Annotated in this window: 19 protein-coding genes; 12 read left to right on the top strand and 7 right to left on the bottom strand. The window is 51.0% G+C overall.

What is annotated here, in order from left to right:
• Positions 1–19: 19 nt before the first annotated feature.
• On the bottom strand, positions 20–1,939 hold the full coding sequence (dnaG, locus tag Enr10x_RS21800) for a DNA primase (protein ID WP_197997321.1): 1,920 nt from the start codon (positions 1,937–1,939) through the stop codon (positions 20–22).
• 448 nt (positions 1,940–2,387) lie between these two features.
• Positions 2,388–4,073, bottom strand: coding sequence for a hypothetical protein (locus tag Enr10x_RS21805; protein ID WP_145451359.1), 1,686 nt, complete (start codon positions 4,071–4,073; stop codon positions 2,388–2,390).
• Positions 4,074–4,625: 552 nt separating this feature from the next.
• Between Enr10x_RS21805 and Enr10x_RS21810 the strand changes: the two genes are divergently transcribed.
• The 4 genes from Enr10x_RS21810 (at position 4,626) to Enr10x_RS21825 (ending at position 9,979) form a co-directional block, all read left to right on the top strand.
• Complete coding sequence (locus Enr10x_RS21810; protein ID WP_145451360.1) at positions 4,626–5,522, top strand: DUF58 domain-containing protein; 897 nt, start codon at positions 4,626–4,628, stop codon at positions 5,520–5,522.
• A 434-nt stretch (positions 5,523–5,956) separates the two neighbouring features.
• A complete protein-coding gene (locus tag Enr10x_RS21815; protein ID WP_145112654.1) occupies positions 5,957–6,862 on the top strand; it encodes an ABC transporter ATP-binding protein in 906 nt (301 codons plus the stop codon).
• Between the two features lie 112 nt (positions 6,863–6,974).
• Positions 6,975–8,636: an ABC transporter permease gene (locus Enr10x_RS21820; RefSeq protein ID WP_145451361.1), complete on the top strand. Its 1,662-nt coding sequence runs from the start codon at positions 6,975–6,977 to the stop codon at positions 8,634–8,636.
• The gene (locus Enr10x_RS21825) at positions 8,633–9,979 is read left to right on the top strand and encodes a hypothetical protein (RefSeq protein WP_145451362.1); all 1,347 of its coding nucleotides are present in this window, start codon (positions 8,633–8,635) and stop codon (positions 9,977–9,979) included. The genes Enr10x_RS21820 and Enr10x_RS21825 overlap by 4 nt, the downstream gene beginning before the upstream one ends.
• 87 nt (positions 9,980–10,066) lie before the next feature.
• Here Enr10x_RS21825 and Enr10x_RS21830 read toward each other — a convergent pair whose 3' ends face one another.
• The 3 genes from Enr10x_RS21830 to Enr10x_RS21840 form a co-directional block, all read right to left on the bottom strand.
• Positions 10,067–11,722: a LamG-like jellyroll fold domain-containing protein gene (locus Enr10x_RS21830; RefSeq protein ID WP_145451363.1), complete on the bottom strand. Its 1,656-nt coding sequence runs from the start codon at positions 11,720–11,722 to the stop codon at positions 10,067–10,069.
• Between the two features lie 95 nt (positions 11,723–11,817).
• Positions 11,818–13,770, bottom strand: coding sequence for a DUF1549 and DUF1553 domain-containing protein (locus tag Enr10x_RS21835; protein ID WP_145451364.1), 1,953 nt, complete (start codon positions 13,768–13,770; stop codon positions 11,818–11,820).
• Positions 13,767–15,170, bottom strand: a complete 1,404-nt coding sequence (locus Enr10x_RS21840; protein WP_390621360.1) for a DUF1501 domain-containing protein — start codon at positions 15,168–15,170, stop codon at positions 13,767–13,769. Before Enr10x_RS21840 ends, Enr10x_RS21835 begins: the two co-directional genes overlap by 4 nt.
• A gap of 629 nt (positions 15,171–15,799) precedes the next feature.
• Between Enr10x_RS21840 and Enr10x_RS21845 the strand changes: the two genes are divergently transcribed.
• Positions 15,800–17,581, top strand: coding sequence for a DUF3300 domain-containing protein (locus Enr10x_RS21845; protein ID WP_197997322.1), 1,782 nt, complete (start codon positions 15,800–15,802; stop codon positions 17,579–17,581).
• Between the two features lie 116 nt (positions 17,582–17,697).
• Here the strand turns inward: Enr10x_RS21845 and Enr10x_RS21850 are convergent, their stop codons facing one another.
• Both Enr10x_RS21850 and Enr10x_RS21855 read right to left on the bottom strand, forming a co-directional pair.
• Positions 17,698–17,958: a hypothetical protein gene (locus Enr10x_RS21850; protein WP_145451366.1), complete on the bottom strand. Its 261-nt coding sequence runs from the start codon at positions 17,956–17,958 to the stop codon at positions 17,698–17,700.
• Positions 17,959–18,027: 69 nt separating this feature from the next.
• The gene (locus Enr10x_RS21855) at positions 18,028–18,582 is read right to left on the bottom strand and encodes a hypothetical protein (RefSeq protein WP_145451367.1); all 555 of its coding nucleotides are present in this window, start codon (positions 18,580–18,582) and stop codon (positions 18,028–18,030) included.
• A gap of 249 nt (positions 18,583–18,831) precedes the next feature.
• On the opposite strand from Enr10x_RS21855, the gene Enr10x_RS21860 reads away from it, so the two are divergent.
• The 7 genes from Enr10x_RS21860 (at position 18,832) to Enr10x_RS21890 (ending at position 24,768) form a co-directional block, all read left to right on the top strand.
• Positions 18,832–19,563: a DUF1559 family PulG-like putative transporter gene (locus Enr10x_RS21860; RefSeq protein WP_197997323.1), complete on the top strand. Its 732-nt coding sequence runs from the start codon at positions 18,832–18,834 to the stop codon at positions 19,561–19,563.
• Between the two features lie 114 nt (positions 19,564–19,677).
• The gene (locus tag Enr10x_RS21865) at positions 19,678–21,039 is read left to right on the top strand and encodes a radical SAM protein (protein ID WP_145451369.1); all 1,362 of its coding nucleotides are present in this window, start codon (positions 19,678–19,680) and stop codon (positions 21,037–21,039) included.
• A complete protein-coding gene (locus Enr10x_RS21870; protein ID WP_145451370.1) occupies positions 21,036–22,004 on the top strand; it encodes a PLP-dependent aminotransferase family protein in 969 nt (322 codons plus the stop codon). The genes Enr10x_RS21865 and Enr10x_RS21870 overlap by 4 nt, the downstream gene beginning before the upstream one ends.
• Positions 21,997–22,776, top strand: coding sequence for a class I SAM-dependent methyltransferase (locus Enr10x_RS21875; protein ID WP_145451371.1), 780 nt, complete (start codon positions 21,997–21,999; stop codon positions 22,774–22,776). The genes Enr10x_RS21870 and Enr10x_RS21875 overlap by 8 nt, the downstream gene beginning before the upstream one ends.
• Positions 22,777–22,924: 148 nt before the next feature.
• The gene (locus tag Enr10x_RS21880; RefSeq protein ID WP_145451372.1) at positions 22,925–23,266 is read left to right on the top strand and encodes a hypothetical protein; all 342 of its coding nucleotides are present in this window, start codon (positions 22,925–22,927) and stop codon (positions 23,264–23,266) included.
• 15 nt (positions 23,267–23,281) lie between these two features.
• Positions 23,282–24,403, top strand: a complete 1,122-nt coding sequence (locus Enr10x_RS21885; RefSeq protein WP_145451373.1) for a leucine-rich repeat domain-containing protein — start codon at positions 23,282–23,284, stop codon at positions 24,401–24,403.
• A gap of 56 nt (positions 24,404–24,459) precedes the next feature.
• Positions 24,460–24,768 carry a hypothetical protein gene (locus Enr10x_RS21890; RefSeq protein ID WP_145451374.1) on the top strand — a complete coding sequence of 103 codons (309 nt, stop codon included), beginning with the start codon at positions 24,460–24,462 and terminating at the stop codon, positions 24,766–24,768.
• Positions 24,769–24,785 lie beyond the last annotated feature (17 nt).

Genomic DNA, 24,785 nt, shown 5'->3' on the forward strand with positions numbered 1-24,785 from the left:
TTCTCCCAATCTCTTTAAGTTAATGGGTCTCAAGTGAATTCTTTTTATGTCGTTTCTGATGAAATTCAGATGCTTTTTTTAACAGTTCTTTGGCATCGGAACTCAATGTGTTGCTTTGAACTTTCTGGACCAGCACTCCCTTGGTGCGTTCATGATGTTCCCGCTCTTCCCGCCATTTGAGGTTCTGAATGGAATGCTTCAGAAAATGGGGAATCCCTTCCTGGGGAACGGTCGAGGAGTGCAGCTTGGAGTGAATCGCTTTTTCATGAGCCTGGAAGTCAATTTTGACGACCAGTTGTTTCAGCTCTGGATCGTCAATCCGATCCAGAATGCGACTCATTTCAGGAACGATCCCCTCCTCAGTTAAGTCAATACTTAACTGGTACAGAAAGCGAAGTCGGGGATCTTTCAGGTTGTCAGGTGATATATGTTGCTGAATCTGGGGGACACATTCCGGATATACAAAGATAATTTCAAGAAGTTCGCTCTCAAGTTGATTGTCTTTCGTTGTATTTTCTGTAGGTCCACTGATTCCAGAGGTGTGGCTGGCACTCGGAGTTGAATGGGGGTCGGATGAAGGGATACTCTGTTTCAGACCGGGGTTTTGCTTCTGTTTGACTTCACCTAATCGTTTTCGGACAACGTTCTCATTCAGGCTCAGTCGATCTGCCAACTTTCTTAATATGATATCTTCACGTATTGTACCGGTTAAGTTAGGACTTGCCGCCAGAAGCTCTAGCATTTCTTCTAAAATTCGGTGTTGCCCGTCAATTGACTCCAGTCCAAATTTCTGAACGCAGAGATTCAGCTTAAAATTCCACGCTTCAGGGGCTTGATCGATCATTTGCTGCAAATGTGCTGCCCCCTGCTGTTCCAGAAAATCTGCCGGATCCTGGCCTGCCGGCAGTGTCAAAATTCGTAAATCTACTTCCTGAGCGATGAATTTGGTTAAAGCCCGCTCCGCCGCCTGCTGACCTGCGGAGTCACCGTCAAACACCAGCACAACCTTGCGCGCCAGACGTTTCAGGTAAGTCACATGTGATTCAGTCAGAGCAGTCCCCAGCGTAGCCACCACATTTGTCACACCAAACTGATGTGCTGTAATGCAATCGGTGTACCCTTCGACCACGACCACGGTCTCTGTTTCTCGAATTCCCTGGCGTGCTTCGTCCAAACCAAACAACAGCTTACTCTTAGTGAAGATCACACTTTCGGGACTGTTGAAGTATTTTGCCAGTTTCCCGGAATCGACTCCCGGCAGAATCCGTCCTCCAAATGCAACAACCCGTTTTCGCTCGTCGTGAACCGGAAACATCACACGATTAACGAAATAATCGGAACAACGTGTATGTCCCTCTTTTTTGAAGATCAGTTTTGCTTCCAGCAGCAGTTGTTCGGGATACCGGTTCCGTGATCGATTGACCAGCCATTGCCAGTCATCGGGATGAAAGCCCAGGCGAAACTGAAGGATTGTCTCTTCGGTAAAACCTCGATCTTCCATCAGGTAGCGGCGGGCATACTCTCCGACCGAAGTCTCCATCAGACACTCATGGAACTGCGTTTCCGCCCATTTCATCACTTCGAACAGGCTTGTCTTTTCCAGCGCAGGCTGCTGTCCGGCATGCTGATGTCGCGGAGAGAATTTCGGAACTTCCAGATGAGCCTTCTCAGCCAGAATCTTGATCGCTTCGACGAAATCGACCCGGTCATATTCCATGACCCAGGAAAAACAGTCGCCCCCCACATTGCAGACCCAGCAACGCCAGGTGCCCCGTTCGGGTGAGATGACCAAAGAAGGATTATGATCATTATGAAAAGGGCACAGACATTGAAAATCACGCCCTTTGGGAGTCAGTTGTACCGACTCAGAAACCAGTTCAACGAGGTTTGTCCTCTGACGTACCAGTTCTTTGAAATGTTGATCAAATCCTGGTGACACCAGTTTCTCCTGAACAGTTAAAAAGCATCCCCGAATGCCACTTTCCGTCAACAGCTGGAAAGTGGACATTCATACACAAACCTAGAGTGCTTCCCTGCTCAACTCTGCGTTCTAAAATTCTACACCATAGGAAGAGAGGGTCAAGAAAATGTGAATCACGATTCTTCACACATACCGTCGCTTAAGGTCAAAATTTGTATAATGTTACAAAAATGCCTCATCGCGCAACTTCAACGGATGCCTCAGACTGAACCCTACTCCCCCTGCCTGTTTAATCCGAAAGGTTGTGTGGGATATCCCAGACAGCACCTTCATGATTAGACAGTTGGTTTATATGAATTATACTTATTATACCCCCCAGGCAGGTGTCTGCAATCTCTCTCAACGAGAAACCAGACTGGATTATTGCACAATGATCGCCCCCGGGCGGAGGTAACACCCCGCCCCATTATTCGGCAGCGGCTTCTTCCTGAGGAGCTTCATCGGCAACCTCATCGGCCTGTTTGATCTGCCAGAGCGAAATATTGCCGAACTTCTCGTTGCACTTGGGGCATTTTGCCTTGGCAATCCCTTTGCCGGTTTTGCCACCGATCCGCTCTTTTTTGCGTGAATCTTCACTGACGGTTAACTGGCAGCCCTGACATTGACGGCCCACCAGGGTCAGTTCGATTTCCGGGTCTGCTTCGTAGAATTCCAGATTCTCATTCTCCAGAACGTCGAACTTTTCCTCGCTGTAGTGACAGGTGACCTGCCGCACTTCATCAGTCATCGGAATTCCTGAGTCCTGCCCCAGATCGCTGACTCCATGCAATTCCTGCAGGGCTTCTGCAAACTTCCGGTATTCTGTCAGACTGAAAGTCAGATATTGATTTTCCTTGATTTCTTCCTGCTTGGGCAGTGCGATGGCAATCCGCCCTTTTCCAAACACCGGTACGCCGGCAAAAACGGACTCATGGTCGTACATCGTTGGAAAAACAACCCGCAGTTTCTGAATCTGCTCGGCTGAAATCGTCTGCACGCTGGCTGCAGGAATTTCGGCATCCTCTTTTTCTTCACGAAGATGCTGAGCAATCTCTATTCTCGCCTTATCCTGTTTATCCTTGGAGCCTCCCCCCAGCAGGCCTGCCTTGACCAGTCCGAGTAACAGCATTTTTTCAGGGGAAATCGCGACATCGACTGTCGTGAATGCTTTTTCCAGACTGTTGGGCTTCAGTTTGAGCTTGGTCGGATCAACGGCATGCAATTTGATATTCTGGAACCAGTGAGAATAGGTACCTGGATCGAACGTTTCTGTTCCTTCTGCAGCCTGATTCTCATCGGTAGCAGCACCGGCTGACTCCGCTTCTGCCTGTTGGGGAGCCTCCGTGGGAACCAGGTACATCACATTACAGGCTGGACATTTGCCAGCTGCCCCTCGATATTCTTCCCGTACGCGAATACGGTGACCGTTGGGACAATAGACGACTATGCCCCCCTCAATTTTACTTCCCCGACGGCGACGGCGTCCCCCCTTCCGACGACGTTTTTCTTCTTTTTCCTCTTCCATTGCGACATTGAGAAGTACGTCTCCTCCCGTCGCAACCGAATGGTCCTCAGCAGGCTCTGCAGAAACATCCTTCTTTTTGTCCTCTGCCGCTGCAGCATCTTCTTCCTTTGATGCTGCTTGATCTTCCTCAGCATGCTGTTTTGATGCTGCTTGATCTTCCTCAGCGTGCTGTTTGGCTTCTTCTGCTGATTCTTCCCGTGCCAGCGGAATCGTCGACTGATCTTCCTGGCTGACCTCTACACCACCGGCTAACTGGAAATCATCATCGCTCGCTTCATATTCCGTAACAGACACACTCTGGTCCAGTTCGAAATCATCATCGTCACGATCCGCATAGGCAGTCATCGTAGCTGTGGATCCCCGCGATTCCTCTTCAGCAGACTCATCAGAATCTTCTGGCAGTGGACTGAAGATCATGGGCGCCGGATTTTCCTGCATCTTGCGATAGGCTTCCGCTATGTCTTCGCGCATAAAGGAACCACAGTTCCAGCAGCGGACCAGTCCGACCCGAACCATTTCATTACAGAGCGGACACGGTGTTTCGTTAGGATTAGTATTCTGTTCATCCGGAGTTATGTCATTTGACATAATAAATCCCTGTACCTGGATAAAAACGAAGATGATGACTGGGAGATAAACAAATCATAATTACTTCTGGATGGAGTATTAAACCTGAAAGAATACAGAAGAAGAAATTCAGAAGTTCGTTGAATTATGATCAGAAACAGTGAATATATGAAATTATCTGAGAACCACACAAACTGTGGTGCAACGCCAGATTAACATAGCACCCGGGTAAATGCAGTATCGATTTTTGCTTTTATCAATTTTAACGCTTTACGGAAACCAGTCTGAGATTTTTCTCGCAAATGCGACCATTTTCAAGACAGCTCACATCTTCAATCTAGTTCATACCGTTTGCAAATCAAGCTACTGATCCACATTATGGAAAACGCCTGTTCTTAACCTCAATGATTATAATGGATATGGTTAAAAATGTTCAAGAGTATACAAATCCCCCGCAAAGAGTACGCGGGGACTGAAATCCCTGAAAACTCGAAACCTGTTACGTAAGAGAGGACTGGGGAACTACCACCTGTTATAGTATCTGCATTACTGCCCTTCTGGAGAGTGAATTCAATGCCCAACGCAGAACAGTACCTGAAACCGGAAGTCATTCAGACCGTGGCCCGGCTGGATCTGCGTGCTAAATTCATTGTGGAAGGATTTCTCAGTGGCCTGCATGCCAGCCCCTATCATGGTTTCAGCGTCGAATTCAGCGAACACAGGCGCTATACGCAAGGTGACGACCCACGTGACATCGACTGGCAGGTCTACGCCAAAACAGACCGGTATTACATCAAAAAGTACCAGGCGGAAACCAATCTGACCGGCTATCTTGTCCTGGATCTCTCTGAAAGCATGGCCTATACCTATCGGCAGCAACTCTCCAAATTTGACTATGGGATCTGCCTGGCTGCTTCTCTGGCCTACATGATGATTCACCAGCAGGATCCGGTTGGTCTGATCACCTTTGGTGATCGCATCCGGAATTTCCTTCCTCCCCGCAGCAGACGGGGGCAACTGGGGAACATTCTGGCGATGTTGGCTAATTCACAACCCACTGGTACCACTGAAGTTTCACAAAATCTACAACAGATCGCTTCGATGGTCAAACATCGAAGTCTACTGATGATTTTTTCTGATCTCTTAACCGATCAGAAAAGCGTGCTCGACAGCCTGCTACGGCTCCGCTATGCCGGACACGATATCATCCTGTTTCATATTCTGGATGAAGCGGAAGTCTATTTCCCCTTTGAGGGGATGGTCGATCTGAAGGAACCGGAACTGGGCGATTCAATGGTTCTCGATGCGGAAGGCATGAAAGCCGACTACCTGGAAGCCGTACAGGAGATGCGGGAAAGTTACAGCGAGAAACTCTTCGCCATGGGAGTGGATTACGTTCCCCTCGATACCAGCATGCCATTTGATAAAGCTCTGATTGAATATCTGTCCCAACGCAAGGCCCGTTTTTAACTATCCTTATGAACACAACCAGGGGTTATCCATGCATGAAGGTACCGTGAGTGAGGTTAAGTTGTAAGGATTCAAAGCTAAATACTGGTTACGACTGGTCTGTTCTTGAAATCTTAACTGAGTATGCCAGTCTAATAGCTTGCAAGTGCTGGCTTCCAAATTTAGAGTGTTATTCACTTTGGATCATTGTGTTTGAAAGGAATCCTGAGTTGCAGGCCCCAGGAATGGATGTGGGCCGCTCAGTGATCTGCTACCAGTGCTGTTTTTTTGATTTCTTCTTTAGAAATTGAATTTTTTACAAACAGTGCATCATCACGAATCGTAGTAAGCTCGCAGATTTTCTAGCGTTAGCTTCGTCGGGCCTTTGTGGCTCGATATACCGTTCTCATTACTGATTAAATACATAATTCACAGTGGGGAGTTGAGAACCGCCAATGGACAACGAGTCAGTTATTCAGATCAGCAATCTGACAAAGATCTATCGTGATTTCTGGGGCCGCAAAAAAGTTCGTGCTCTCAACTCATTAAGCCTGGAAGTAAAAAAGGGCGAAATCTTCGGCCTGCTGGGCCCGAACGGGTCCGGAAAAACAACCACTCTCAAACTGCTGCTGGGGCTCTTGTTTCCCTCCGATGGCGAAATCAAGGTACTAGGACAACCAGCCTCCAACGTGGAAAAGAATGAACGGATTGGATATCTGCCTGAAGAATCCTATCTGTATCGTTTTCTGAATGCGGAAGAAACACTCGACTTCTACGGCCGACTCTTCAAGATTTCCGCTCAGGAACGTCGTGAACGTGCGGCTGAGCTGATCGAAAAAGTGGGGCTCGGACACGCGAAACGGCGTCAGCTCAAAGAATACTCTAAAGGGATGACCCGCCGCATTGGTCTGGCCCAGGCCCTGATCAACAACCCCGACCTGGTGATGCTCGATGAACCGACCAGTGGTCTGGACCCGCTGGGGACAGACGACATGAAACGCATGATCGTGGAATTGAAAGAGCAGGGCAAAACCGTGCTGATGTGCAGCCACCTGCTGGCGGACGTTCAGGACGTGTGTGACCGGATCGCCATTCTCTACGGCGGCGAACTGAAAGTGATGGGTCGCGTTGATGACCTGCTCAAAGAACAGGAAGAAACCCAGATTCTGACTTCCCGCCTGAGCGATGAAGCCATTAAGGAAATCGAACAGGTTGTCGCCAAACACAATGGTAAGGTCGATGCCATCGATCATCCGACTGCGACTCTGGAATCCCTGTTCCTGAAAACGGTTCAGGAAAGTAAAGAGCGACCGGGCCAGCGTTTTGTCCCCAAGACAGAAGAAAATAAAGCTGCAGAGTAAGCAGTCGGCTCTGCCTGGTCAGACTTATTCTCGATCATTGACTCTGTCTCGGCTGAAGGGAATCAGCAGAGCATCATTTCCTTTGAGATGTTATTCACAGAAGTAAATCATTATGTCTTTTGATCCAATTCCATTCAATTGGCTGGAAGCTTTAAAACATTTTGCGTTAGTGTTTGGAAGCTCCATGGTCATTGCGCTGGTCGTTTGCCTGGTGGTGGGTGTCATCACCCGCGGCACCAAAGGGATTATCGATGTTTTCCTGGGTGTGCTGGATTTCTTCGTGCAAATCATCCACATCTCGCCCCGTCGCATCTGGTCATTATCAGTTCTGACGATTCGTGAAGCGCTCAGACAGAAAATCCTCTTTGTCTTTATTATCTTTGCGGTGCTGTTCATGTTTGCCGGCTGGTTTCTGTCCGGGACTGCAGACAGACCCGATCTGCAAATCCAGTCTTACATCGACTTTGTACTCAAAGCCATCAGTTGGCTTGTGATCCCGATTATGCTGCTGCTGGCCTGCTGGTCGCTGCCTGAAGACATTCGCCTGAGAACCATCCATACCGTGGTCACTAAACCGGTCTACCGGATCGAGATTGTCATGGGCCGTATGCTGGGCTTCACAGTATTGGGAACGGCCATCCTACTGGCGATGGGCAGTGTGGGTTATGTCTGGATCAAGCGCCAGGCACCTGAATCTGTCAAGAAGGCGCCCGAGATTATAGAAGAAAATCCAGAGGAGAGTGAAGAAGAAAGTCTCCTCGTCTCTAAAGTCCCCATCTATGGCGCTATCACCTTCCTCGACCGTGAAGGTGCCCCCGCAGTATCCGGGATCAATGTGGGGGATATCTGGATGTACCGCAGCTACATTGAAGGAGCCACCAAAGCGCGGGCGATCTATAAATTCGCAGGGATTGATGAAAGCGATGCCATCAAGGACCAGTTGAACCTGCAAGCCTCCTTCGAAGCATTTCGTACCCACAAAGGGGACATGGAAAAAGGCGGGATTCTCTATAAGCTCACCTTTGTCAATGAAGACAAAGGACTGCGGGTGGATTCATCCCCCATGATCAACAAGGAATACACAGAAAACCGTCTGAAAATCGATCGTAAAATCGAGGTGAAGAATAATCCCGATGAAGAAGTCATCGTCTACGATATTTTTGACGACCTGGTTGATAAAGATGGAAATCTGACGATCGAAGTCGCCTGTCTGGAAGCAGGTCAGTTACTGGGTATGGCCCGCCCGGACCTCTTTGTCCGTACTCCCGACCGGCCTTTCCTGGTGGGATATTCCAAGGCGATCCTCGGGATCTGGCTCCCGATGGTGCTGGTCATCATGCTGGGGGTCACCGTCAGTTGCTTCGTCAAAGGTCCCGTTGCCATCCTGACAACGTTTACCGTGGTCATGGTCGGATTCATGTCCAAAGAATACATGAATGACATCCTCAGCGGACAGATGCAGGCTTCCGGAGCAATTGAAGCGTGGTATCGCCTGCTCACTCACATGAATTCTCAAACGGAACTGCCGAAAGGCGCCGTAAGTAATATAATCACCTCGGTCGATGGCGGAATCCGGAATTTCCTCTGGCTCTGCCAGCAGGTGATTCCCAACTTTGGCATTTTCTCTAACATGCGTGAATATGTCATCAAGGGTTTTGATGTTTCCTGGAGTGCAGCTCTGCTGCCTGGGATCCTGACTGCTGCGGCCTATGTACTTCCCTGTTTACTGATTTCATTCTACAGTTTGAAACTTCGCGAACTGGAGGCGAAATGAACAAACTCTCTTCTAAACATCGAAAACTGGCCTACGTTATCGCAATTATCATTCTGTTGATACCTGTGATCTGGCTGGGCATGCCTTCCACCGGCGAAGAAGGTTCGGGGGGGGAACTGGCCCAGTTGCGTGTCAAATATGAGCTGGGGGAAAGCACCCTGGGTGATGTTGACCCCTCCAGTGCCTCAATGAATTTCGTTCTGCTTGGGTTGCGGGGGATTGCCACCAACCTGCTCTGGATGGATGCCAAAGACTACCAGGAACGAAAGCAATGGGCCAAGCTGCGTTCCACTGTCGATTCCATCATTCTGCTTCAGCCACACTATATGAAAGTCTGGGACTTCCAGGGTTGGAATCTGGCCTACAACGTCTCCGCAGAGTGGGATGCGGTTGAAGACCGCTACTTCTGGGTCAAAGAAGGAATCAAGTTCCTGAATGAAGGCGTCAGCCGCAACGAACGCTATCCCGAACTTGACTGGAAAATCGGCAACCTGCACGGTCAGAAAGTCGGTCGCTCCGATGAATGGAAACAGTTCCGCAGATTCTACAAGGTTGACCCCGACACCGATCGTTATGAAGGTGGTCCTGACCCCGAGATCAATCCCGAACGTCTGGACAACTACCAGGTCGCAAAGCAGAAATACCTGATCGCCAATGAAAAAGAACTGAAGCACAAACAACACCTGCAAATGCGGATGCTGTTCCGGGCTGCTCCCTGGCATGCTCAGTTCGATTTCGCCAATGCCATGCAGCGTGAAGGTAAATTCGGCCCAGAGCGCACTGCTGCCTGGGCACAGGGCAAAAAAGAATGGACCACCATCTTTGGTCGCGAAGAGTTTATTACCCCCAAAGGCGCCATTCTGCTTGAGTGGTCGAATAATGAAAAGTCCCTTGAGGAGATGATAGCTCTGGCCAAACGCGATAATGTCACTGTTGAAGACAAGAAGCACTGGGCCAGCCGCTATCAGGACACATCCAACTACCGTTTCTGGCGGACACGTGCCTCATCTGAATCAGAGCAGCAGACGATTGACGCACACGAAGCCATCTATGACGGTGAAGTCGCTTTAACCGAAGGGGACTTTGTGACGGCTGAAAAAGAACTTGAAAAAGGCATGAAACTCTATTCCTCAGTCCTGGAAAAATACCCGAGCCTGATGGCAGAAGACCTGGCCATTGAAGAAGGTCTGAAAGCGGTCTTGCTATGGCGCTATCTCTATGATCTGAAAGGACAGCCGGCTCCTGAAATCCCGTACTACTACCTGAAACAGCTCTGGATGAAAGAACAGGGCCGTATTCCCGGATTGCAGGAAGATCTGCGTCGCGATTTCGGTATTCAGTAATCACGTCTGCGATAAATCGATCCTTTTCCAGAGCCATCCGAGAATTCGGATGGCTCTGTTTTTTCTGGGCGATACAAAATCGACAGATCAGTCTGCACTCTGCTTAAATTGGCTCAAGACTTCATCCGCAGTTAAGGCACGCTTAAAGAACTTGACATCTTTCAGCTTCCCATGAAGGTAATCGTGAGCACCAAAGCCGATCTTGAACGGTTCCGCATTCGATAAATCATACTCAGCCATATCAAAGGCAGTCGAAGTTGCGACCAGCTTGCCATCCACATACAGCTTGAGATGCGACTTTTCTTTCACAGCCACAATCTGCCGCCAGCCTGGTTTCAAAGCCGTATCGTAAGTCACGCTCTTCCCTGCTTCGATCGATTTCACGCGACCTGCCGGTAAGGTTCCGGCAAACAACCGCCCCTGATAAACGGCCATCGACCAGACACGCCGATAGCGGACATCGGGAGTCAGATCGAGCTGCCCCATATTCTTCCAGTCCACGCCTCCGTTGTAACGGTAGACTTCGGCCAAAGGTAAGGAACCGGCATACATGGCCCCGTTATAGACGACCAGAGGCATACTTTCTTTCTCTGCTCCCAGTCGCCCCGCCAGCACCCAGCGTTTCTCTCCTGCATAGCGGTAGACCTCGGCATGCGGCCATTCGCTGACATACAGATTCCCTTCATAAACAGTAAAACCATAGGTCTGAGTCGCTTCTCCTACCTTTCCGGCATGCGACCACTGCTGGCCGTCATACCGGTAAACGGCTCCTTCGTCATATCCGGTGGCATACAGGTCCCCATTATAGACAGCCAGGGACTCCACCCGCTTCCCTTCAGGAACGCCACAGGAGGTCCATGTCGTTCCGCCATCATATCGATAGAATGCAGCCGGTGCATACATGGATGAGGCATACAGCTTTCCCCGGTAGACCACCATGCCGTTGATCGCTTCGACGCCCGGCAGATTGCCGCAATATTCCCACTTTCCCTCTCCCAGGTAACGATAGACATTCCCCCCCAGGTGGGGATTTTCCGATTCTGACAGCGAGGATCCCTTCAGCCGATACTTGCCCGTGCCCGCATAGAGATTCCCCTGGTAGACTGCCAGAGAAGTCACGGCATTGCACAAATCCGGCGTACCGCAGTCAATCCAGTCCTGACCAGCGACATATTGATAAACATGACCGGCCGCTTCCCTGCCCGGTACACACGTGCCTGCAAACAGTTTGCCATCGTGAACGGCCATGCTGTAAATCAGAATCGCGTTTCCAAGTTGCCCATGATCAGTCCACTTCGCATCGACTCGGCCATTGTCGATACCGAACTGCAGGTTTCGCCAGTTCGACTGGCTGCTGGTCACCCCGGCATGATTTTTGATGCTCAGCTGAAAGCCGCGCCTCGTTTTACGGTCATACTTGCTGCATAAGGTACCGATCACATCACCCAGGTCCGCACTGGTATTGACTGTCATTGAAATCGAAAAGTCTCCTGTCCCCAGAGACAGCGACCTGGAATCTGGAACTTCAATATAAGCAGTGCCACCATCGAAGTCAGCAGGCTGGCCCGCTTTCAATTTGACACCGTGATTGATCCCATGATTCTGAAAGGAACTCTGATCCCGCGCGCTTCCGTTGAGCCGCCAGTTACCAACCAGCGTCTCTTCTGCCTGAGCCAACAGCGGATCTCTGCAGATCAACACACAAACCAGGATCAACAGCCAGTACATCTTGTCTTTCATCATCGGTCAGTTCCTATCTGTTCAAAGCCAGAACTCATGGTCACACACCCATTATTAACAATGCTTACAAAATAGCAGAACAAAATTTTTTCCTAAGATCAATCCACATAGATAAATTCGTTGGAATTCAGCACAGCCAGACAAAGATCAGTCAGTGCAGCCCCGGCATAAGGATCCTGCATTTTCGTTTTCCCCAGGGGCAACAATAACTGGTCTGCAGACCGCTGCTCCTTCCGGAGCATGTCCCGCTGAGATTTCAGGAAGGTCACCAGTTCTTCCAACTCGTCAGCAGCAGGATTTCGTCCCAGGGTACGTCGGATCAGTAATACCACCTGCGCCCCGGGGTCTGCTCCTGCCTGATCCCGGATCAAGCCCGCCAGCTCATGTGCAGACTTCAGAGAACTCTCTGAATTCAACATTAGCAGCGCCTGCGGAGCAGTCGTCGAGTTTCCCCGCCGCGGACAGCTGTTATTCGCATCAGGCCGGTCAAAGGCATCGAACAACGGATAGCGCAGGTTTCGTCGCGCGAAGACATAAATACTCCGTCGGTAATGATCCTCTACGCGGGGACTGGTCTTCCACTGATTTTTGAGTAGTGTCTCACGTAACTCTCGAGGGAGTGGCGGCATCACTCCCCTGCCCCCGGTTTTGGCAGAGAGTTTGCCGCTGATGGCCAGCATCGTATCCCGAATCACCTCGGCATCCAGACGCTGACGGGGAAACCGCGAGAGCAGCTCCGCAGAAGGATCTTTTTCCAGGGCCAGTTGCCAGTCACTGATCGTTTCCGGAGAAAGATTGACCGGCCTGCTGGTCTGCTGATAAACTCGCGAGGTCAAAATCAATCGATGCAGCGATTTCATCTTCCAGCCGGACTCCATAAATTCGGATGCCAGCCAGTCCAGCAGTTCGGGATGTGAAGGCTGTTCCCCCATCAGTCCAAAATCGCTGGGGGAAGCACACAATCCGCGTCCGAAGTGATGCTGCCAGATCCGATTCACGATCACCCTGGCAGTCAGTGGATGAGACTTCTGAGTCAGCCAGCGGGCAAAAGCCAGTCGTTGTTGCCGTGCATCTGCAGATTTGATGTCCTGTTTCTGTACATTCGCAATGCGCAAAAAGGCCGGCTGCACTTCAGGTCCAGGCTGACGCCAGTCACCGCGCATCATCACATGACTAGGCTGACGTGGTTTCCCCGTTGCAGCGAGGGTTGTCATCGAACGGTTTTTCACGGGCTTCACTGCCGGTTCAAAGAACGCTCGCATGCGATAAAAATCGAACGTGCTGATGGGATCGTATTTATGATCATGACACTGCGCGCATCCCATCTGCAGCGCCATGAATACTGACCCTATAGTCGATGTCATCTCATTCAGCAGCGTATGACGTCTTTCTTCCTGGGAATTGATATCCGGCATATCCGGTCCGGAAAGACAGAACGCCGTTGCTGTGTGAGCCTCCGGATTCTCCGGTGCAATCACATCCCCCGCCAGTTGCCAGCGGACAAACTGATCGTAGGGCAGATCTGCATTCAATGCCTTGATCACCCAGTCTCGATACTTCCAGGCGTCAGGGCGAATCTTATCGTGCTCATACCCGTCCGTTTCCGCAAACCGGGCCAGATCGAGCCAGTGTTGTGCCCAGCGTTCCCCATAGTGTGAGGATGACAGCAGACGCTCCACCAGCCGTTCGTACGCACCTTCCGATTTATCCTTGAGAAACTGATCCACTTCCTCCGGCGTGGGAGGCAGACCGATGACATCGAAGTAGACGCGTCGGATCAGTGTCAACCGCTCTGCATCGGCAGCCGGTTTCAGATTCTCGGCTTCCAGTTTCGCGAGAATGAATCGATCGATGGGCGTCCGCGACCAGCTGCTGTCTTTGACATCCGGAATTGCTGGCCGCTGGACCGGCTGAAAGGACCAGTGCTCCCGATCCGCCTCGGTGATCGGAGTCTCCTCTGGTGTTTTCAATTCCTCGGCTGACGCTCCTGCTGCAAAAGAAATGCAGCACAGGCCAGCATAGAGTATCGATCGTTTCCAGAGCTCCCTCATGTCAGCAGCTCCTTCACAATCTCGATCTCTGCCGGTCCCGTCAGTCGTTCATCCAAGCCGTTATGAAAGTAGGTCAGCGTCTCGTGATCCAGTCCCATCAGATGCAGCAATGTTGCATGAAACTGATTAACGTGCACAGTCTGTTCTGCGGCTCGTAAACCGATCGGGTCAGTCGCACCATAGGCACGGCCTCCCGTAATTCCGGCACCGGCCAGCCAGCCACAGTAGCCCCAGGGATTATGATCGCGGCCTTTCCCCTGCTCACTCATCGGCATCCGCCCGAATTCCCCGCACCAGACAACCAGCGTATCCTCCAGCAAACCTCGCTGTTTCAGATCTTTCAGCAGCGCTGCGATCGGTTGATCGGTCTTACGACAATAGGCGGTATGATTCTTCGTGACATCGCTGTGCGCGTCCCAGCCCACGGTGTCACCCGAGTACAGCTGAACGAAACGCACTCCACGCTCCACCATCCGTCTGGCCAGCAGGCACCGTTCACCGAAGTCGCGCGTCTGCGGATCATCGAGGCCATACATCTTCTGGGTCGCCCCGGTCTCCTGAGTCAGATCCACAATCTCTGGCGCTGCAGTCTGCATGCGAAACGCCAGTTCGTAAGCGGCAATCCGCGCAGAGAGTTCATCATCCTGGTCGCGGGCCTCCCGATGCCGCCGATTCATGGATTGGATCAGATCCAATGTCGCCCGTTGTTGTCCCGCGGAAATCCCGGCTGGAGGCTTCAGATTCAAAATCGGTGTTTTGCCCGGCCGCATCGTCGTTCCCTGGAATGTTGCGGGCAGATAGCCACTTCCCCAGGCCGGAGGTCCCCCTTTGACTCCACCACCTGGATCGGGCAACACCACAAAGGCCGGCATGTCTGCGTTTTCAGAACCCAGTCCGTAAGCGATCCAGCTGCCCACGCTCGGGTGCCCCATCAGAATACTCCCTGTATTCATCTGGTAGACCGATTGCGGGTGATTCACACTGTCACCGTGCAGCGAGCGGATCACACACAAGTCATCCACCAGTTCCCCGGTATGTGGCAGAAAGTCACTTACTTCCAGCCCCGATTCGCCACGCTTCCGAAACGGTTTGATGGGAGCCAGGAGTGGATTCTTTGCGACTTTCCGCCGCGTCATCACTTCCCCGAAGCTGTCGGGCAGAGGTTTCCCGGCGTATTTGATCAGATCCGGTTTGGGGTCCCACAAATCCACATGACTGGGACCGCCATGCATGAACAACCAGATCAGACGTTTGGCCCGTGGAGGAAAGTCGGGTTTTCCGGGAGTAAGTGAAGCTGAGCTCGCAGCACCCTGCGCTGTGTTATCCTGCTGCAGCAGGGAGCTCAAAGCCATCATGCCGATTCCACCACCGGCCGTCTGCAACAGTTCTCGACGGCTCATCACACCGGAGAACGCGGCACCGGGTGGAGTTCGCTTCTCTGCCTGATTCAAACGCATACCGACAGCTCCCTGAATGATGACGTCCAGATGACTGCTCATACTATATCAGGGAGAGACAGGCGGCTCGACTGAATTCAGAAAGGAATTCGGTTTTGTGGAAAAATGAATCGGGTCGATCTCGAAACGTTTGCACGAGAGACCATTGTCGAGAGTAGAGTCTTTGATGCTCTTAATCGAACACCGGCACGCGGGTTTTGTTTCGCAATAATTTTGAACAAGTAAGAGAGTGAATCAAGAAATCTTTCTATTTTTCTTTGGATTCTGAAACCATCCCAGGCTCTCTCAAGTATTCATGACGCGGGGCTCACCACATGATTTTGCGAGGAATCATGTACTGTTTCTTTTTGGCAACATGTTGTCTTCCAGCATCGTATGACACCTGATTGTCAGGTCAGAGCAGAAGAGTTGATGGAATTTCCAGTTTTTCTGAATTCAAAAACCATCCGACTCCGGAATCTAAGCTATATGAATACTGACCAGGCGCACGAACAGGTCGTCCTTCAATCCTGCAGACACCATGTGAATCAGAAACACACATTCACAACATCAGAAAAAAGATGGGGAGATCAATGACTTCAACTTCACCGAGTTACCTGAAAGGATTCACCACCATCATCGCCGGAATCTGTTTCATGCTGCAGGTCAGTCTGGCCAGTGCACAACAACCCGGTCCCCAGCCGACACAAAAAAACAGAACACTGTCACCACGTGCCATCGAAAGCCTGGTTACCGGCATCGCCTTCTACCCGGATGATCTCGTGGAAACCATTCTGCAGGCGTCTCAGCATCCACTGGCGATCCGCCAGGCATCTGAAAAACCAGCAGGACGTTTCGGGGAGCGCTTTGCCCAGCGCGTGCAGCAATTCAACCAGACCACTGATTCCAGCGTAGAACAACTCAAACAGTATCCGGAGATCCTCGCTCAACTGAGTGACAATCTCGCAACGACCACCTTACTGGGCCGCGTCTATCAGACACAACCCGACGACGTCTGGCGTGCCATTGATCAACTGCGGGCCGAAGTTGACGCCGCACTTGAAGAACAACCGGAACAGTTCGTCGATGCCAGCGGTGCGCCCTTGACCGGACAGGCCGCTTACGTCGCTGCCGCCGGTTATGTCGCCGGTCGTTACTTTGTTCCGGCCACCATTTCAGAACTCTATGTGGCATATGCCCACCCCAACCAGACTACGACGACCGCCGTCTATCAGGGACCTGTCGCAACAGGCACTGCCACTCAAACGACAACGACCGGCCCTTATGGTCACGCGACAGCCTCCACGGGCAGCAGTTCTACAACCTATACCGGACCGAATGGAAACACGGTCACCGGAAATACCCAGGGGGGCAGTGTTGTCTACCAGAACGGTCCGACCACCGTCGGCGCCGGTGCCGCCACCACGACCATCACCGGTCCCCAGGGAAATTCGGCAACTGCCACAGGGGCAGGCATCGCCGGCAAAACGACCGTGGGTGATACCGCCTATTTCGGAGCTGCAGGGGGCGGAACCGTCAACACTTCGAACGGGCTGTCTGCCAGTGGTGCGGGACAAATCACTGGATCGGTTACTCAAACACCGTCTGGTGCGAACTACAACTCTCAGGCCAGTGGCTCTGTCGCTACCAATACCGGCGTCAACGCGTATGGTACCCGCAGTACCAGCGGGAGTGTCAACCAGAACGCCGATGGTTCTGTCAGCGGCGTGCGCTCCTCTTCCACTTCGGTTCAAGGAGCCAACGGCTACGCCAACGTACAACACAACAGTTCTGGTACGGCAACGGGGAATGGCACCGGGACCTATAACGGTTCTACCACAGTCGATTCCAGCAAAGGTTCCGCTTCCGTCAGCACGACCGCCGGCGACGGTCAGATCAGTTCCACTGTGACGACACAAAACGGTTCTGCGACAGGTACACTGGGGGACGGTCAGGCAGGCCCAAGCTCATCCTCTGCCAGTAACCGTCAATCGAAGAGCAGTCAACAGGCGGCACGTTCGACCAGCCAGCCAGGTTCTTACCGCGCCAGACGACAGGCTTCTGCCTCGAATTCGCGTTACAGCAAATCGTCAAGTCAGCAGATCGCCTCTGGTTTACAGAGCATGCAGAAAAACTGGGGACAACTCAGTCAGCAACTGAACCGTTCCTCACAGGCGGCAGCCTCACAACGTAATACTCAGTCCTATTCACAACAACGACCGACGTCTGGCTATACGCGCAGCTCCGGATATGGTTCGAACTATTCGAACCGCAGTTCCGCCTACTCGCGAGGAAACACATCATCCTCAAGAGGCAGTTCTTCCCGGGGCAGCAGCCGCAGCTCATCAGGACGTTCCCGTGGTGGCCGGAGATAGGCAGCATTGATACATCGTCATTCAGTAGACAGACTCTTTCCTGTCGGGGAAAGAGTCTGTTTTGATTTAGCGTGATATTGAATCAGATCTGCAATTCGCATTGATCTTCAAATTCTTCAGCGAATTTGCTGGAATGACTCAATAAAATCACCCGCTTTAAACAAAGCATAGAGAGCCATACCAATTCCGATCACCCCTGCAGTAAACGTCAACAGACGGTGCAGGCGGAGCAACCATACGCTTTGCGGCTCATATTTCTTGTGAGACCTTTTGGCAAAGTCTTTGCGACAGCTCTGATAAATGGCCCGCACTCCCATTGTCATCGTCCCCAGGATGAAGACGGCAAAAAACAGATACAAAAACAGAGGTGAAGTCATAGTTCCTCCGCAAGCCAGAATATTCTATCTGTCTGGCGATCACTGCGTATTCGGAAAATATGATGAAGTTCAGGCTGGCTCATAGGGATCCTCGGGAGCTTCCAGCGGAAGCTGTAATTGTTCTTTGATCAGTTGCACTGCCTGAGCTGGATTGAGTTGCGCATTCGTAAAGTTCCAGAAGACAGCCCTGATCTGGGGATCTCGTCTTCGCCAGAGCTTTAAGGAATGTAATCTCTCATATGCTTCCTCTGCCAGAAAGAAGATCAGATCGGAATGCTGGTCCCCTCCCCCTTTGACCCAGTTGGTATCGACATTCAAGAGGTCAACGGCTTCAATCCTGAGCGGTTTCTGCCTGGGTGAGCGATATGAATACAATTCAATAAATTCTGGACCAACGACAACAAATGGTTCTCTGGTGAACGCCAGGTTCAGCAGCCATGCAGCTGCCGGGATCACAAACAGAAAAATAAAGAGCGAGAATCCCCAGAAAGCTCCCGCAGACCAGTTCTGAAAACCATCCGGGGTCAATAATTGAGAGAAGTACAACACTACAAAAATAGAAAACCCCACCGCGCCCACCAGATGCATCCAGGTACTGCGATCAATTTTCTGTGGTTCCTGCATGGGCTCATTTCCATTAAAGCGCTACCTGAGTTTCTTCCAGGGGCAGACCTTCTTGATTACAGTATATCCTGTATTTGAAAAATGGAGAATAGCGTGGGCTTCTCCGCAAAAAATAGGATACAATCAGATCTGCAGGACAGACTCCTGACCATCCTCGCGATGGGCGATTCCCACTGTCATCTTTACAGACGCTCAAAGCGGACAGTCAACTCAAACCGACCAGGTACCATGGCAAAGCAGAAGAAATTCATGCTCAGTATCGGTGAGATTATCATCGCCCTGGTAATCCTCGCCATCCTTGTCATACTGCTGCTGCCCGAAGAGCAGGTGGCTGACAACAGCGGAAGCAGGGAGCGTTTTCGATCACAACTGAAACAACTTGGACTGGCCTGTCAGGAATATCAGGCAAAATATGGTTGTCTGCCACCCGCTGTCATTCCAGATGACACTGGAAGGCCGATCCACAGCTGGCGGGCCATCCTGCTGCCCTGGCTGGAAGCGGCTGGCAGATCTGAACCGCCTGCGTTCGAGTATTCTTTCAGCGAGCCCTGGAACAGCCCTTCTAACCGGCGGGCCGTCCAGGACAACTCCGATCTTTATACCCTGCTGATCACCAGTGACGGCACACAAATCATTCAGAGATCAAAATTAGCAGCCGTGATTGGAGAGCATACGTATTGGAGTCCCCGGGGTGACTGTCGTCGTATTCAACATCCAGAAAATGAGGGCGAACATCACATTCTGTTAATGGAAATCCCGCATCTGGAAGGTCCCTGGAGCGAACCCAATGACATCACTTTTGAGGAAGTACTGACACTCAGTCAGAAAAACGGTTTTCACCCTCATGGATCTCATATTCTATATGATGATGGCAACGTTAGCTGGCTCTCTCCGGAAGAACTGACCGAAGCAAATTTGAGGCAACTTCTCTGTCCGTTTGAAACAACAGGTTCAGCATCCAAAGCTGAGCAGTCTCCCTGATTTTTCATCTACTACGTAAAATAAAATATCTCCTGTTGACTTAGTGTCTCAAAGACACTATCTTTCCGGTAATCCAGGTTGAAACCAGCCTGCTACTCGACAGGAGAGTCCCTGATGACGACTTTAGTACAACTCAATCAGTCCAAACCACGTGCCACGCAACTGCAACCGCGTTATCACGTCACTGTCCTCTCCAATTTCGCCCGCGGTTACGATAAATACGCGCGTGACTACTCTAAAGCACGCATCTCCGAAAGCAGATTTACTGATAAATTTCATCTGCTGGAACTCGATCAGCTGCAGATTGGCATCGAGAAAAATAATCGCCTGCTTAAAAAACTGAACCTGCCGGATAATCAATTGCTGGTTCTGGAAACATTCGTCGATCCCGATCAGCTGCAGGTGACAGAACAAACCGGACTGGGGCACTATATCCAGAGAGAAGCCATTCGACTGCAGCGCGTTTACCTGGTTGATCGGGATTTGACACTCCATGAAATTTCCCTCGAAGAAGCCATGGCGAGGTCACTTTCAATATTACAACGTAACCTTTCTGACTTCAGCGAGTTAACCCCCCGTTCCGTTTCACTGCTACCGGTTGCCATCGGCTGCCAGGCAAAATGTTCGTTCTGTTTTTCCAAATCCTCTGCGTCCACTGACCAGGAAAAAGGGACTCTGTCTCCCGAATACATCAATACCATCCTGCAGACAGCGAAAGCACGCGGTGCTCAAAGGGCCGTGATTACCGGCGGTGGCGAGCCGACTCTCTACCCGCGTGCAAAGTTGCTGGAACTGATCCGTCTCGCTGCCAACTGGTTCCCGGAGAAAGTGGTTCTGATCACCAATGGCTATCTGCTGACAGAAATGTCCACGACCGAGAGACTCGCCTTTCTGGAAGAACTTCAGGCAGTTGGCCTGACAACACTGGCGATTTCGCATCATCACTATGATTCAGCAGTGAATCGGCGGATCATGAATCTTGAAATCGACATCGCGAAGATTTCCAAATGTCTCACTGGTCAGCCCGATCGGTTCCCCTCACTCTCCATGCGTCTGATCTGCGTCCTGCAGAAAGCAGGCATCGAAAGTCAGTCTGCCATCCGAAACTATCTTGACTGGGCTGCCTCTCTGAAGATTCGCGAAGTCTGTTTCAAAGAATTATATGTCTCTACCAGTGTGGAATCGGTTTACTTTTCCCGCCCCGCCAATGAATGGAGCGAAGCCCATCAGGTACCACTTCAGCTGCTCTTGGATTACTTCCAGCAGGAGCAGTGGGTGCGGATTGGAGAGCTCCCCTGGGGCGCACCGATTTATACAGGAATGATCAAGGGGGTCCCAATGAAAGTCGCCGCCTATACCGAACCCAGCCTGCTCTGGGAACTGAACCAAGGTCTCTGCCGCAGCTGGAACATCATGGCTGACGGACGCTGTCTGACCTCGCTGGAAGATCGCAGGAGTGAAATACAGATCGTATGAACTACCAGGAATACCGGGCAGCGAAAGAGGGTTATCTCCAGTCAGATCCACTTCGCCTTGATTGTATGAATACGCAGAAAGCCTTGAGCTTCCTTGCTCCCTCCTGCAGTAGCAGCGAAAAAACATTTTCCCCCCAGGCAGCACTCTCTATCTGGCAGGATGTTGCCGGTTTCGATCTCACAGATCTGAAAATCATTCCCGGCAAAGGTGTCCGTGAACTTCTCGCACACCTGATTGAACAACTGAAACAGGAGCAGGTTGAATTCATCTTCCCCCGTGATGTCTATCCCATCTATCATCAGCTTCTGTCAGGTTACCCCTGTCAGCAATATCGTACTTTCCCGCAGTGGGAGTGGGATTTCCTGACCAACTCACCAGAGCACCGGCAGGTCCTGCTGCTGACACAACCTGCGGTTCCCGTCGGCCGCTACCTGCATTCTCAGGAAATCACCGCCGTCCTGAACTGGTTGTCCGCCGATCAGAGAAGACTGTTGATTGTCGATGCGGCGTACGCCTATGAACCAAATCACAGTATCTACCACCAACTGTTGCAGTCAGGTCAATGCGTCTGCCTGTTTTCGCTCTCCAAACCATGGTTGCTGCCAGAACAGTTTGGCCTCGCAGTCAGTCACCGGGAACAGCTCGCCGATAAGTCACTCCTCTCAAACGATTTCTCCACAGACTGGGTCGCCCCGTTCCGACAGCACGCCACCCTGCCAGCGAAGCTGAGCGCCCTCTTTACTACGGAATGGAACCAGTTGGACAATGCGATACACCAATTCGCTCCTGACTGGCAACCACCACAATCTGCCTATTACTCAACCGTTAACATCTCCTTCGAACAGCTCCTGGAGGAACATAACACCCTGGGCGTGCCTGCCACTGTTTTCGGCTCTGACCGCACCGATGCCACCGTCATCTCCTGTCTGTTCCACATCCAACAACGGAGCCTGACCGATGTTTGACAGCCTGGAACGTTGCCTGCAACTCTATGAAGATGCACAGTTTTATGAAGAGGAATTTGAGGACCGTTCGTATGATATCCCCTTTTTCCTCGAATCAGCCAGACAGTGTGGCGCCCCAGTACTGGAACTGGGATGCGGTTCAGGCAGAATCACCATTCCGATTGCCCGTGCAGGAATCGACATCGACGGCATCGATCTCTCTGCCCCCATGCTCGCAAAAGGAAAAATCAAAGCCGCTGCTGCCGGATGCGATCAGATCCGGTTCCAGCAGGGTAACTTCAGCCAGTTTGTCATGCCTCGCGATTACAAACTCATTTTCTGTGCCACCAATGCCCTGCAGCATCTGTTGGAGAATCAGCAGATCGACGACTGCTTTGCATCGGTTCGTCAATGTCTTGCCCCCACCGGACTGTTCGTGATCGATGTCTTTAACCCGGATCGCACAAAACTGGCGCGCCGCTGGGATCAACGCTATCTGTTCAAAGAAATGCAGACGCAGACGCACGGAAAACTCTCCGTTTTTGCCCGCAGCGAATATCATCCCGCCAGTCAGATTCTACGATTCCAGCTTGATTATCGACGGCAGGCGGACGACATTCAGGTCAAAGTCAAAGACGTTGAAATGCGGTGCCTGTTTCCCGATGAACTCGATGAATTCTGTCAGCGGCATGGATTCACCATCATCCAGAAGTTTGGCAACTACCAGTCAGATCCGTTCACAGCAGACTCTGCGAAACAGATTCTTATGTGCAGGGCAGCTCCCACTTCTTAATTCAGCAATCCTTTCGCACAATCTTGTATCAGAACTCGATTGAAAAACAGAAGTATCATCAAATTTGATTCCTGTTATACTATCTGGGTGTCCCTGAACAGTTAATAAATCGCAGAATTTGAGTCGTTCCTCTTCTCTGAAAATCAGCATGTCAGGTCAAACGCTGATGAAGTTCCCACTACACAAATTCGAAATCGAAACGGAATCAGACAAAGAGCTGGGAAGACATGTGACACGAGAAATCCACAGTCTGCCCATGAGTGTAAAGCAAGAATATTCGGATGCGGAACGTTTTGCGTTTCAGTTGATTCTGGAAGAATATGTTGTCGGACTACTGAAAGAGTTGAAGTCAGCCTCTCTACATACCCGGCACTGGATGACGACCGGCTATCGACTCGTCGTGATCTTTGAACGGAGACAGATTACAATCTCTTTCAACGGTCAGGAAAAAGTGCTCCGTTATCCGGAAGCAGAACACCCCGATTCATAAGGAGTCAGCGCTCAATTGAAACGCCTTGGTCAGCTCAAATGGTTTCTGCTACTGGCTGTTCTTTCAGGGGGAGTGGCACTCTGGTTTTACTTCAGCATCGATCCTCTGGCACGCGCCAAAAAAAACCTCAGAGCAAAAGGCTATTATGTTAATAAGGTCTACCGCAGTAATCCGCTTGACCAGTCCCTGATTGATATCAAATCATTTCTGAAACGAGAGGAACTCTCTGTTTCTTATACGAAACCGCACCAGAAACGAGAGACTCTGGAAGTCGCTGCTGAGTTAAATACGCTGGCCCCGTATATCGAGAAACTCAATTGTGGTATGACGAAAATTGGAGACCAGGATGCCCTCCTCGTCGGCAAGATGCAACAGTTGAGACAGTTACAGCTTTATGGTCCTCAACTGACCAACCGTGGAGTCGCTGGACTTTCAAATCTCAAAAATCTTGAGTGGCTGGAGCTCTATGCCCCGCAGGCGACTGATGAAGGCTTGAACTGGCTGCATCAATGTCATCAATTAAGCTGGCTCTTTCTCACTGACGCCAGAATTGGCACCCCGACATTACGTCAGATTGCCAGCCACCGAAAGTTGACCCGACTCAATCTGCAAGGTACCCGGGTCAAGTCTTCAGATCTGCAATACCTGACGGGGTTGCCACGCCTGCATATGCTCGAATTGAACAGAACCCTCATCAACGAACGGGCAGCTCCCCACTTCATCCAGATGAAATCTCTGGCCGTTTTGTATTTAAGCGAAACGGCTGCTGGAGATCAGGTCTGCCAGGCACTCACGTATCTCCCTCAACTGACTGAGTTGAAACTGGATGACACCCTGATTACCAACCAGGGGGTGCAGGAGGTACTTGAAGAATGTCTTGAGCTCGAAAACCTTTCCTTACAACACTGTGATGTCTCTACCCAGGCATTCTTACAAGCCAGAAACTGGCCCCCCCGCCTGAAACATCTGTCGATCTCCGGGACTGACATCACTGGCCCTGAGTTGCTTGACCTGCTGCAGAGACATCCCTCGCTGGAGATGGTGGTGTATGATTTTCGGAAAGCAGACCCTGAAATCGTCAAACAAATCGAATCGATCCTCGTGAAACGAAGTCAATATAATTCGCAGGGGAAATAAACAACCACATTCACTGCCCGCCTGTAAAACTGGTTTTATCTGAAAGGAGTCTGACAATGTTAAAATCAAAAAATATCTTTGTTTTCGTGACATGCATGCTGCTGATCTGCACGCTTTCCAGCTCGGAAGGCAACCAGAAAGCACAAGTCAAGAATGAACTCGTGAAGCTCAGGGCCATCCAGACAGGCACCGGGCCTCAGTTGGAAATCAAAGCGGGAGATTTCGTCTGTACGACTTCTCAAATGACCGTCCGCCGCAAACAGGGAAAGCTCTGGACCGTCAAGCCGGTCAATGGCCAGGTCCAGATGCAATGTGGTGAGCTGATCAGCACAGCGGGACAGGTTGAAATCGCTTTGCGTTTCTGAAGAGGATACTGTTCAAT

This window comes from Gimesia panareensis, from assembly GCF_007748155.1.
Classification (GTDB): Bacteria; Planctomycetota; Planctomycetia; order Planctomycetales; family Planctomycetaceae; genus Gimesia; species Gimesia panareensis.